The sequence below is a fragment of the Polaribacter sp. KT25b genome, assembly GCF_900105145.1.
Lineage (GTDB): Bacteria > Bacteroidota > Bacteroidia > Flavobacteriales > Flavobacteriaceae > Polaribacter.
Map to the genome: position 1 here is coordinate 3,056,110 of NZ_LT629752.1, position 12,734 is coordinate 3,068,843.

General features: G+C 30.1%; 8 protein-coding genes. 1 reads left to right on the plus strand and 7 read right to left on the minus strand.

What is annotated here, in order from left to right; genetic code table 11:
- Nucleotides 1-80: 80 nt before the first annotated feature.
- Nucleotides 81-530: a nucleoside deaminase gene (locus tag BLT70_RS13175; protein ID WP_091895175.1), complete on the minus strand. Its 450-nt coding sequence runs from the start codon at nucleotides 528-530 to the stop codon at nucleotides 81-83.
- A 68-nt stretch (nucleotides 531-598) separates the two neighbouring features.
- Between BLT70_RS13175 and dxs the strand changes: the two genes are divergently transcribed.
- Nucleotides 599-2,365 carry a 1-deoxy-D-xylulose-5-phosphate synthase gene (dxs, locus tag BLT70_RS13180; protein ID WP_091895188.1) on the plus strand — a complete coding sequence of 589 codons (1,767 nt, stop codon included), beginning with the start codon at nucleotides 599-601 and terminating at the stop codon, nucleotides 2,363-2,365.
- 58 nt (nucleotides 2,366-2,423) lie between these two features.
- Here the strand turns inward: dxs and BLT70_RS17345 are convergent, their stop codons facing one another.
- From BLT70_RS17345 to BLT70_RS13215, 6 genes are all read right to left on the minus strand, one after another.
- Complete coding sequence (locus BLT70_RS17345) at nucleotides 2,424-2,897, minus strand: hypothetical protein (protein ID WP_197678365.1); 474 nt, start codon at nucleotides 2,895-2,897, stop codon at nucleotides 2,424-2,426.
- A gap of 9 nt (nucleotides 2,898-2,906) precedes the next feature.
- Nucleotides 2,907-5,627 carry a T9SS type A sorting domain-containing protein gene (locus BLT70_RS17440; RefSeq protein ID WP_231962722.1) on the minus strand — a complete coding sequence of 907 codons (2,721 nt, stop codon included), beginning with the start codon at nucleotides 5,625-5,627 and terminating at the stop codon, nucleotides 2,907-2,909.
- A 62-nt stretch (nucleotides 5,628-5,689) separates the two neighbouring features.
- Complete coding sequence (locus BLT70_RS13200) at nucleotides 5,690-7,027, minus strand: deoxyguanosinetriphosphate triphosphohydrolase (protein ID WP_091897691.1); 1,338 nt, start codon at nucleotides 7,025-7,027, stop codon at nucleotides 5,690-5,692.
- 10 nt (nucleotides 7,028-7,037) lie between these two features.
- On the minus strand, nucleotides 7,038-8,801 hold the full coding sequence (locus tag BLT70_RS13205) for a Na/Pi cotransporter family protein (RefSeq protein WP_091895189.1): 1,764 nt from the start codon (nucleotides 8,799-8,801) through the stop codon (nucleotides 7,038-7,040).
- A gap of 187 nt (nucleotides 8,802-8,988) precedes the next feature.
- Nucleotides 8,989-11,388 carry a ribonucleoside-diphosphate reductase subunit alpha gene (locus BLT70_RS13210; protein ID WP_091895190.1) on the minus strand — a complete coding sequence of 800 codons (2,400 nt, stop codon included), beginning with the start codon at nucleotides 11,386-11,388 and terminating at the stop codon, nucleotides 8,989-8,991.
- 140 nt (nucleotides 11,389-11,528) lie between these two features.
- Nucleotides 11,529-12,500 (minus strand): ribonucleotide-diphosphate reductase subunit beta, encoded by a 972-nt coding sequence (locus BLT70_RS13215; protein WP_091895197.1) that lies wholly within the window; start codon nucleotides 12,498-12,500, stop codon nucleotides 11,529-11,531.
- Nucleotides 12,501-12,734: the final 234 nt, after the last annotated feature.

Here is a 12,734-nt window from a genome sequence, read left to right on the forward strand (position 1 = left end):
TTACGAGCTAAAGTTCAAGAAAACAAATTATACCACAAATTTTAAAGCAATTTATGTTTAAAGTTTAACACATTTTAACATTAATTCAGATTTCGTTTTTCAACAAAAAAACGTTTTAAAAGTTGAGAGCATTCATTTTCTAAAACGCCACTTACAACTTTTGTCTTCGGATGTAAAGTAGTTTTTAAATTGATAAAACCCCTATCTGGTTCTGAAGCGCCAAACACAATTTTACCAATTTGTGCCCAATAACTTGCACCAGCACACATTTGGCAAGGTTCTAAAGTAACATACAACACACAATCTTTTAAATATTTGCCGCCCAAAAAATCTGCAGCAGCTGTAAAAGCTTGCATTTCTGCATGTGCAGTTACATCATTCAATGTTTCTGTTAAATTATGTGCTCTTGCTATAATTTTATCTTTAAAAACAATAATTGCACCAACAGGAACTTCACCCTTATCAAAGGCAGTTTCTGCTTCTTGCAAAGCTTTTTTCATAAAATAAATATCGTCAAAAGGTTGTATCATTTATAAAAAATTAAGTTTTCAATATTACAAAAACTTTTTGAGGAGTAATATTGTATTTTTGCATTCGAATGAAAAACTTGTTAGACAATATATCAAATCCATCAGATTTAAGAAAATTAAATCAAGACCAATTGCCTCAATTAGCGAAAGAATTGAGAGCATTTATTATTGATATTGTATCAACAAAAGAAGGCCATTTAGGCGCAAGTTTAGGTGTTGTAGAACTCACAATTGCGCTGCATTATCTATTTGACACACCCAATGATTTATTGGTTTGGGATGTTGGGCATCAAGCTTATGGTCATAAAATTTTAACGGGCAGGAAAAACGTTTTTCACACCAATAGACAATTTGGTGGAATTGCAGGTTTTCCGTCTAGAAAAGAAAGCAAATTTGATGCTTTTGGCGTTGGGCATTCTTCTACTTCTATTTCTGCAACTTTAGGAATGGCAATTGCATCAAACTTAAAAGGAGAAACAGAAAAACAACATATTGCAGTTATTGGCGATGCTTCTATTGCTAGCGGAATGGCTTTTGAAGCATTGAATCATGCAGGAGTTTCTAAAGCCAATTTATTAATTATTTTAAATGATAATGCTATTGGAATTGACCCTTCTGTTGGTGCATTAAAAGAATATTTAACAAAAGTAAAAACCGATAAAAGATTAGCTGCTCAAAACAATATTATAAAAGCTTTAAATTTTGATTATTCTGGCCCAATTGACGGTCATGATTTACCCAAAATTTTATCAGAATTAGAACGATTAAAAACCATAAAAGGCCCTAAATTTTTACATGTAATTACCACAAAAGGTAAAGGTTTACAGCAAGCAGAAGACGATCAAGTTACTTATCATGCTCCTGGAAAATTTGATAAAATTTCTGGAGAAAGAATTAAAAAAGAGGAAAGTTTATATACGAAATATCAAGATGTTTTTGGAAAAACAATTGTAGAATTAGCACAACAAAATGAAAACATTGTAGGTATTACACCAGCAATGTTAACAGGAAGTTCGTTAAAATTTATGTTGCAAGAATTTCCAAAAAGAACTTTTGATGTAGGAATTGCAGAACAACATGCAGTTACTTTAGCGGCAGGAATGGCAACTCAAGGATTAATTCCGTTTTGTAATATTTATTCAACTTTTTTACAACGCGCTTACGATCAAATAATTCATGATGTTGCTTTGCAAAATTTACCTGTAATTTTTTGTTTAGACAGAGCTGGTTTGGTTGGCGAAGATGGCGCAACACATCATGGCGTTTTTGATTTGGCTTATTTAAGGTACATTCCTAATTTGATTATTTTTGCGCCAAGAAATGAAATTGAATTGCGTAATATTTTATACACCGCTCAATTAGGTTTAAAAAATCCGATTGCAATTCGCTACCCAAGAGGAAAAGGAAAAATTATTGATTGGCAAAAACCTTTTGAAAAGACAAAAATTGGAAAAGGAATTTGTTTAAAAGAAGGAAAAAGCATTGCTATTTTATCTGTTGGCACAATTGCAGACAACGTATCCGAAGCAATTATTTTATCGAAAAAAAGTGATGAAATTGCGCATTTTGATATGCGTTTTATAAAACCTTTGGATGAAAAATTATTGCATGGTATTTTTGAGAAAGATCAAACAATAATTACCATTGAAGATGGAACTATAAAAGGCGGATTTGGGTCATCAATTCTAGAATTTGCAGCCAAGAATAACTATAAAAACAACATTAAAGTTTTAGGAATTCCTGATGAATTTATAGAACATGGAAGTGTAGAAATATTGCAACAGAAAATTGGGCTAGATGTGAAGAGTTTAACTTGTTATATAGAGAAACAATAAAATAAAAAAGACGTCAATTGACGTCTTTTTTATGATTAAAACAGTATTTTATTATTTCTTACATAGGAAAACCTTTTGTTTGTTTTTTATTAAGTTTTATTTTAACATACTTGTTTTTACCTTTAGTAACATAACTTATAACCGCTTCATTATCTTTTAAGACAAAAGGTATTTTCTCTGTTTTAGTTTCTTCAGTTTTATTTTTTAAATTATTTTCAAATTCTAACATATCCGAATTACTATTCTCCCTAATAAATGCTTGATATTTATTTAATTCTTGGAGTTTAAGATTGGCAAATTTCCCTTTAAAATAAACACCTTCAATCTTAATATTTTTATCTATAAGATTTATATTTTCATCAATTAATAAATAAACATGATATCCAGATCCACCACCTTTAACACCAGAAGACCAAGGACTATAATAAGATTCATTAAAACTAAGAATAGATTTTTTTTCTAATTTATAGCTATTTGCACATCCTATAAGAATGAATAAAAGAAGAAAATTTAAGAATTTTATTTTAGTCATAATCCTTTATTAATTTTTTATAAACTTAAAACCTTGTTTTTTACCTTCAATATTTAAATTAATAAGATATACTCCAGAATTTAAGTTCTGAACATTAATCTTTTTATCAGTTACAACTCCTTTTTTTACCCTTTTCCCTGTAATATCAGAAATATAATAACTTACATTATTACTTAAATCAATTGTACTACTTTGTATATTTAATTCGTTTTGAGCAGGATTTGGATAAAAAGATACATCAATTTTATCTTTATTAAAATCATTTGTAGAAAGAGTACCTTCTACAGTAGTTTCAAACATTCCATTACCATGAGTACCTATCAATAATTTATTGTCTGATGGTCTATATACTAACCCACTTATTAAAGAAAGGCCTATAGTATTTGCTCCTTCTAATTCCCAATCTTTAGTTGTAGGATCTGTTGAACTGTATAAACCTCTTGCAGTTCCTACAAAATATATAATCTCAGAACCTACTTGAGTTATTTCTGTTGAACGAATTGAGTGCGCAGATAGATTTCTTTCAACTAAAGTCCATGTTGGTAAAGGATCAGTAGCATTGGTTGTTAAAAATATATTTGAAACACCATAATTTGAATATACAACTAAAACTATATCCGAATTTGTAGGATGTATAGCAATATCACTAACAATTGTTCCTGAAGAAGTTGAGGCTCCTGAAGGAGTAATATTTTTAGCTAAACTAATATTTGTAACACTTTTTGGATTATCTACTTTAAAAACTCCACCACTACTACCTCCTATTAACAAGAAACTTGTTGCAGCATTATAAGCCCCTCTAGTAGTTGCCATGGTTCGAATATTTTCATTTGTTGCTAATGTATTTGCACTTATCCAAGTTTCTGAAGTAACAGATGTTGCATTACTCGTTCTATATAACTCATCGTTTGCAGCATAATATAGATTATCATTATTATCTGGATCTAAGTAAAAATAAGTAACAAATTGTGCATCATTTCCACTAGGAGCATCGGTTGGTGTAATCTCTGAAGTAGAACCTTGATAATTACTATAAATTGAACCTTGTTGAGTACCAAAGTACAATTGTGTATACACGTTTGCTTGTTGTTTAGTACTTCTTCTAGCAATACCAACAGCAACACCATCTCCACCAGCAATAGAATTCATTATTGTATTATTCGATAAACCAGAATCTGTACCTCCTAGAGTAGTTCCGTTATCTTGGGCTCCACCAATTACAATATTACTACCAGTTAAAGGGTCTAAAGCAACATGATAATATTGATACGTAATGTAATTATTATTTAAACTTATCCATGGAATAATATCCGCAGTTACATCTATTGTTTTATGAATACCACCATCTGTACCACTAAATAAAACACTATTATTATTTGGATCAAATTCTAAAACATGAATATCTGAGTGATGTGTAACACCGCCTACACTATATTGAGCGTAACTAAAGTTATCTGCATAACCGCCAATTCTAACAAACATTGTATCTGTTGTTATATCTTCTATTTTGTATGCATTTGTTCCTCCAATAGCAACAAAATTTTCGTTATCTGGCTTCACAGAAACCACAAGATCGTAACCACCTTGCGCATCAAAAGGATCATTTCCTGCTAAATCTCCTCCTGCTTCATCTGGTAATTTAGAAGTATAATTTGTCCAAGTATTTGCAGTAGAATTATATTGCCACAAACCTGCTGTTATTACCGCCGCATCATCATTCATAAAAAGTGCATAAATTATTGCATCGTTAGATGGTGCTTTTGCTAACACCATTCTACCGGTTGCAGCCCAACCATTTGGTATTCCGTTTTGGGCAATTTGTGTCCACGAACCATTTCCTGTTGGTGATTCCCAAACTCCATTTTCTCCTGTACTAGAACCATCGATAGCTACATATACTTTTCCAGAATTTGTAACTACAACATCTGTCCAATCATTACCATCAGAAGTGTCTTCAATTTCTAATGTAAAACTCGCTCCATCATATCTATAAACTCTATTTAAAACGGCTATAAAAAGATCTCCAGTAATAGGACTTACTGCTAATTTATTAGTAAGATCAAAATAACTATCATAAATAGTTTGATCAGAGTCTGTGCCTGATAATTTAGTCCAAGTTAATCCACTATCAATAGATTTATAAATACCATGACCAAAATAGAAGCTTCCTAAAGCGGCACTATTTCCAGAGAATTCTCCTGTAGCATAATACCATATATTTTGAAAACCAACTCTTGGATCTTGTGCTATAGCGGTAACATTATTTATTTCTCCTTCTGATGTTACTTTTACCCAACTTGCGCCACCATCTGTAGTTCTAAACAAACCACTACTAACTCCACCAGAAAGCATAGTGTTACTCGTAGGATCAGAGATATCAACAGCAAAAGCCCTTGTTCTTCCTCCTAAGTTTGATGGACCTCTTGACGTAAATGACATAGAAGCACTTTTTTGATAACTTTTTTGTTGTTTTAGTTTTAAGGATGTTTCATATTCTTTTGTTTTCTCATCTTTAGGCACTAACCCTGTTAGAGGATTTTTTTGCATATCAAACTCAAACTTTTCTCTTTCAATAGAATAAAGTTGTCTAGCATTTTCTGGCTTTGACTTAAGTTTTAATTTACCCTCTGGCGTTATGATAAAGGATTCGTTATTTTCATTTTGTTTTTTAACATAAAAAACACAAATAACGATTATTGCAATAAAAGGAAGTAGTAATTTTTTATTCATAATTTTATATAGTATTTAATAAAAGCACTAATTTAGCTATTATTATTAATTAATAATCAATTTTAGACAATATTCCCCATTATTTTTTTATGCATTCTTATTGCATAACTATCAGACATACCTGCAACATAACTACAAACTAGCATAATTCTGTTGTATACACTATTGCTTTCTATCTGATATTCTTCTGGTAATAAATTTAAAACTAACCTGTCATAATTAGATGTATTTTCATCAAACTTATTATTTAAAGCTGTTACAAAAACATCTAATAAATCGCCAATAATTCTGTAACCAGCAACTTCTTTTTCTACCACTTCTTTGCTTTTGTAAATTTTATCTACACTAATTTTTATAATGTCGTTAATTTGTGCTTCATACTTACATTTATCTAGTAAGGATTTCTCAAAAGTTCCTTCTAGAATTTGTGTTTCATTTGCAAGAAAAATAGCTACAGCTTCATTAATTAAAACGCCAATTGCCAATGCTCGTAAATAACTTACTCTATCTTTTTTATGTTGTAAAGAATGATATTTTTTAATATCAATGGTATCTTTAACCAACTTTATCATGTATTCTAAAGCAAATTCTTCTTCAATTAAGCCTAAATTAATTCCGTCTTCAAAATCAATAATTGTGTAACAAATATCATCTGCAGCCTCTACTAAATAAGCTAACGGATGTCTATAAAAAGAAATATTTTCTGTCGATTTTTGCAACAAACCTAACTCTTGAGCAACATCTAAAAATTCTGTTTTTTCTGATTGGAAAACTCCATATTTTTTATCAACAATATGTTTGGTTGGCTTTTTTGGTAAACTTTCTTTTGGATATTTTAAAAACGCTCCTAAAGTTGCATAACTCAATCTTAATCCGCCAAAAACACCTTCTCTAGATTCTGTAAGAATTTTAAATCCGTTTGCATTTCCTTCAAAATCTATTAAATCTTGATATTCTTTTGCTGATAATTGGTCTTTGTATTTTGCTCCTTTTCCAGATTTAAAATACTCGCCAATTGCCTTTTCACCAGAATGTCCAAAAGGCGGATTTCCAATATCATGTGTTACAGAAGCTGCTGCAACAATAGCTCCAAAATCGTTAAAAGTATATCCTAATTCTATTAATTCTGGATGACGTTCTAACAACACCTTCCCCACTCTTCTACCCAAAGTTCTACCCACAACAGAAACCTCTAAACTGTGTGTTAAACGAGTGTGCACAAAATCGGTTTCCGATAACGGAATTACTTGTGTTTTGTCTTGTAAACTTCTAAATGCTGATGAAAATATAATTCTATCAAAATCTACTTCAAAACCCAAACGAGTTTCATCTTGTGCAATTCTTGGTCGTTTTTGTGTATCTCCAAAACGTTTTAGAGAAAGTAATTGTTCCCAGTTCATTAACTTTTTATTATTTGTTATCATTATCTAAAATTGCATCTTTTTCTGAATATAATAATTCAGCTACCTGAATTAAATTTCCTACTAAATCATTTACGTTTACATTATCATTTACCAAAGAAGACGCCATATCTATTGTAATTAGATTTTTCCGTATCAATTTATCAATCGATTTATTATCAGAATTAACAGCTTTTTTAGCACTCTTTTTTAGCTTTAATAACTCTTGATAATGTTCTTCCTTTTTGTCGTTTGTTCTAAACAAATAAATAACTCTAAGAACTTTAATTACTTTTTTTCTAAATTTATCATATTCTTTTTTAATATGCTCATTATCAGAATTAGAAAAAATAGCAACATTTTTAGATAGCTCTTTGGTGTCTTTTACAATTTGAACCATGGTTCTATTTGCAACTTTAATTTGAGTAAGTTGTTTATTTTGAGCATTGGTAAATTTTAAATTTTGTTGACCTTTAGCCGCAAAACTAATAATTTGTCCGTAGATATTTTTTACTTTATTATAGTATAATTGATCTATATCTACATTCATTTGTTCATTAGAATTCTGAACAATCTTTTTAATTTTTTCATCAGATGTAATTGCATTTCTATGGATATTTAATGAATGCGCAACAATTTCAAAAATGGTGTTTTTGTACAAATCTTTCGATTCTTTTAAAAGTGATGAAATAAGTGTTCCTGGAAATTTTAAAATTGCTTCATTTAAATATTTAGGTTTATCAACATCTTTATCTATATTTTCTTTGAATAATTTTAATAAAAATATCTCTAATTTTTTAATAAACGGAACCATAATAACAACACCAAGAACATTAAATATGGTATGAAACAATGCCAATTTTAAAGTATAATCTGTTTGTTTAATATGTACAAAATCAGCAATATTATTAACTAATTTTGCCAAAGGATAAATTAAGGATAAAGCCACAACACCTGTAAGAACATTAAAAATTAAATGTGCAGCTGCCAATCTTTTTCCGGCTATATTAGAATTTAAAGCACCTAAAACCGCAGTAATAGTTGTACCAATATTTGCACCAATAGCCAGCGCCAACGCGTTCTCATATTCAATTTGCCCTGCCGCTAACGCAGTTAAAACCAATACTAATGAAGCTGCGCTAGATTGTAAAACTACTGTAAGTACAACGCCAATACCTGTATATATTAAAACTCCTTTAAAACCAGAAACAGCGTATTCTGTTAAATTAATTTGTGTACTAAAAACATCAAATCCTGCTTTCATAAAATAAATTCCCAAAAAGAAAAAACCTAATCCTGCTAAAACATTTCCTGTTCCTTTTAAGCTTTCTTTTTTTTGAAAAGTAAAAATTAATCCAAAAATAATCATTGGCATTGCCAAAGCAGAAATATCAATTTTTAATCCGAAACCTGCAACTAACCAAGCGGTTGCTGTGCTACCAATATTGGCGCCAAACATTAAGCCTAAACCTCCAGAAAGGCTTAACAAACCTGCACTTATAAAAGAAATTGTAATTACAGAAACTAGAGAACTAGATTGTATTAAAGCTGTAACAACAGCACCTGCCGTAATACTTTTATATAATTTATCTGTTGACTTTTTTAAAATATTTTGAAGCGGCCCTTTCGTAAATACTTTAAATCCTTCTTCTAACATTCCCATTCCAAATAACAGCACTGCAACTCCTGCTGCTATTGTTTTAAGATTCGGATTAAAAAATAGAATTACAGCTAAAATCGCTAAAAAAGAAATAAAGACTATTTTTTTAATCATTTTAAAGGATGCTTCAATTTTTAAGGTTTTGTAAAGAATTTGTAAACATAAAGATATTATTTATAAATAAAAAAGAGAAGCATTTCTACTTCTCTTTTTTTGATTGTTTTAATTCTTACATCATAAATAAGATTTAGAATCTTAATTGATAGATTACTTTACTTTGTTCGCAATGACGTTTTATAGTTTAAGAACCACACATTAAGCAATCATCATCTGGCGCTCCATTTTTAGAAGCATCAACCATTGCTTTAAATTCTGCCGGACTCATTGGTTTATCTTCAACAATTTCTTCTACTTTCTTTTCTTTAGAAACTGTAAACTGCGTTGCATTTACTGCAGATTTTGTTCTTAAATAATACATTCCTGTTTTTAAACCAGATTTCCATCCGTAGAAATGCATTGAAGTTAATTTACCAAAATCTGGATCTTTCATAAACAAGTTTAAAGACTGAGATTGATCTATAAAATATCCTCTATGGCGCGCCATATCTATAATATCTTTCATGCTCATTTCCCAAACTGTTTTATACAATTCTCTTAAATCCGCAGGAATTTCAGGTATATGTTGAATAGAACCATTTGCACGCATAATGTTTTCTTTCATATCATTATCCCACAAATCTAATTCTACTAAATCTTCTAGTAAATGTTTGTTTACAACAATAAATTCTCCGGATAAAACTCTACGCGTATAGATATTAGAAGTATAAGGCTCAAAAGCTTCATTATTTCCTAAAATTTGTGACGTTGATGCAGTTGGCATTGGCGCCATTAATAATGAGTTTCTTACACCATGTTTCATTACTTGTTTACGCAATTTAGCCCAATCCCAATTTCCACTTAATTCATCATCTTTAATTCCCCACATGTTAAATTGGAACTCTCCTTGCGCCATTGGCGAACCTTTAAATGTAGAATATGGTTCTTTTGCTTTTGCTATTTCCATTGAAGAAGTTACAGCAGCAAAATACATTGTTTCAAATATTTCTTGATTTAGTTTTTTAGCTTCATCAGAAGTAAAAGGCAAACGTAAATTAATAAAAGTATCTGCTAAACCTTGAATTCCTAAACCTACAGGTCTGTGTCTAAAGTTTGAGTTTTCTGCTTCAATTACTGGGTAAAAATTGGCATCAATTACGGTATCTAAATTACGAGTTACTTTTTTAGTAACATCATATAATTTTTTGTGATTAAAGAATTTCTCTCCATTTTCTTTTTCAGAAACAAACATTGGCAATGCAATAGATGCTAAATTACAAACAGCAACTTCATCTTTTGCTGTGTATTCCATAATTTCTGTACATAAGTTTGATGAACGAATTGTACCTAAATTTTTCTGATTAGATTTTCTATTTGCAGCATCTTTATATAACATATAAGGAGTTCCTGTCTCAATTTGAGATTCTAAGATTTTCTCCCATAATTCTCGTGCTTTAATTGTTTTCCTTCCTTTTCCAGCAACTTCATAACTTGTATATAAACGTTCAAATTCTTCGCCATACGTATCATATAAATGAGGACATTCATGAGGACACATTAAAGTCCAGTTTGCATCTTCTTCTACACGTTTCATAAATAAATCTGAAATCCACATTGCATAAAATAAATCTCTTGCGCGCATTTCTTCTTTTCCGTGATTTTTCTTTAAATCTAAAAAAGCGAAAATATCTGCATGCCAAGGCTCTAAATACATTGCAAAAGAACCTTTACGTTTTCCTCCTCCTTGATCTACATAACGTGCGGTATCATTAAATACTTTTAACATTGGCACAATTCCGTTGGATGTTCCATTTGTTCCTGCAATATAACTTCCTGTTGCTCTAATATTATGTAAAGACAAACCAATACCACCAGCAGATTGCGATATTTTTGCAGTTTGTTTTAAAGTATCGTAAATTCCTTCAATACTATCGTCTTGCATTTGTAATAAAAAACAAGAAGACATTTGTGGTTTTGGCGTACCCGCATTAAATAAAGTAGGAGTTGCATGTGTAAAATATTTTTTACTCATTAACTCATAAGTTGCAATTGCTTCATCAATATCATTTTTATGAATACCAATAGAAACACGCATTAACATGTGTTGTGGACGTTCTGCAATTTGACCGTTCAATTTTAATAAATAAGAACGTTCTAAAGTTTTAAAACCAAAATAATCGTAGTTAAAATCTCTATTATAAATAATAGTAGAATCTAATTTTGCAGCATTGTCTTTAATGATTTTATACACATCATCTGCCAACAATGGCGCTTTCTTTTCTGTACGTGGATTAACATAATAATATAAATCATCCATTGTTTCTGAGAATGATTTTTTGGTGTTTTTATGTAAGTTAGAAACGGCTATTCTTGCTGCTAATTTTGCATAATCTGGATGAGCAGTTGTCATTGTTGCGGCTGTTTCTGCTGCTAAATTATCAAGTTCTGAAGTAGTTACACCATCATATAAACCTTCAATTACACGCATTGCTACTTTTACAGGATCAACAATTTTATTTAATCCATAACACATCTTTTTTACTCTTGCAGTGATTTTATCGAACATCACTGGTTCTTTTTTGCCATCTCTTTTTACTACGTACATTGGTTTTCTTGTTTTATTTTAGACTTATTTATGTAGCCACCAAAACATCCACTTTTTGGCAGTTGATTTTTTCATCCTGATGATAATCAGAATTTATATTTAATATTTATAGAGATTTAGTTTTGGGATTTAAACTAAATTTAAAAATCTGAATCGAAACTAATACTTCCTGTTCCACCAGATTTTACACCAGCTTTTTGATACTCAGAAACTCTTTTTTCGAAGAAATTAGTTTTTCCTTCTAATGAAATCATTTCCATAAAATCAAACGGATTTGTAGCATCGTATTCTTTTTCACAGCCAAATTCTAGCAATAATCTGTCTGTAACAAACTCTAAATATTGTGTCATTAATTTAGAATTCATACCAATTAAACTTACTGGTAAAGACTCTGTAATAAACTCACGTTCAATATTTAAAGCATCAATTATAATTTCTCTAATACGATCTGGAGAAACTCTATTTACAATATGATTGTTATGTAAATGCACAGCAAAATCTGCATGCATACCTTCATCTCTAGAAATTAACTCGTTAGAAAAAGTTAATCCTGGTAATAATCCTCTTTTCTTTAACCAGAAAATTGAACAAAATGCACCAGAAAAGAAAATTCCTTCAACTGCTGCAAAAGCAATTAAACGTTCTGCAAAAGAATCTGATTCTATCCATTTTAATGCCCAATCTGCTTTTTTCTTAATTGCAGGAAAAACTTCAATCGCTCTAAATAATCTATCTTTTTCTACCTCATCTTTTACATAGGTATCAATTAATAAAGAATAGGTTTCAGAATGCACATTTTCCATCATAATTTGAAATCCATAGAAAAATTTAGCTTCAGAATATTGAACTTCATTTACAAAGTTCTCTGCTAAATTCTCGTTTACAATTCCATCCGAAGCAGCAAAAAAGGCTAATATATGTTTTATAAAATAACGCTCATCATCTGTTAATTTACTTGTCCAGTCTACAATATCTGCATGTAAATCAATTTCTTCTGCTGTCCAAAAACAAGCTTGTTGTTTCTTATACCATTCCCATAAATCATCATGTTGAATAGGAAAAATTACAAAGCGATTGTCATTTGGTTGTAAGATAGGTTCTATAAAAGACATTTATTATTGAGATTTGAGAATTAATATAAAGTATAAATCGCTAAAAACGACTCGTACAAAGATGTAGTTTTTTGTCCCAAAATGAAAGCCATACTTATTCACAAAACCCTTGAAGTTTTTAACAAAATGATTATTTTTTAATTTTTTGACGATTTTTATTATACTTTTCAAAAAACTGTATATCAAATATTTAAAAATAAAAAAACGCTCAAGCCCCTAATTTTACTGACATTC

What these genes read in the sequence shown, in the direction of transcription:
- BLT70_RS17345 (WP_197678365.1), bottom strand. Translation starts at nt 2,897, where the DNA reads ATGACTAAAATAAAATTCTTAAATTTTCTTCTTTTATTCATTCTTATA.
- BLT70_RS13215 (WP_091895197.1), bottom strand. Translation starts at nt 12,500, where the DNA reads ATGTCTTTTATAGAACCTATCTTACAACCAAATGACAATCGCTTTGTA.
- BLT70_RS13175 (WP_091895175.1), bottom strand. Translation starts at nt 530, where the DNA reads ATGATACAACCTTTTGACGATATTTATTTTATGAAAAAAGCTTTGCAA.
- dxs (WP_091895188.1), top strand. Translation starts at nt 599, where the DNA reads ATGAAAAACTTGTTAGACAATATATCAAATCCATCAGATTTAAGAAAA.
- BLT70_RS13210 (WP_091895190.1), bottom strand. Translation starts at nt 11,388, where the DNA reads ATGTACGTAGTAAAAAGAGATGGCAAAAAAGAACCAGTGATGTTCGAT.
- BLT70_RS13205 (WP_091895189.1), bottom strand. Translation starts at nt 8,801, where the DNA reads ATGATTAAAAAAATAGTCTTTATTTCTTTTTTAGCGATTTTAGCTGTA.
- BLT70_RS17440 (WP_231962722.1), bottom strand. Translation starts at nt 5,627, where the DNA reads ATGAATAAAAAATTACTACTTCCTTTTATTGCAATAATCGTTATTTGT.
- BLT70_RS13200 (WP_091897691.1), bottom strand. Translation starts at nt 7,027, where the DNA reads ATGAACTGGGAACAATTACTTTCTCTAAAACGTTTTGGAGATACACAA.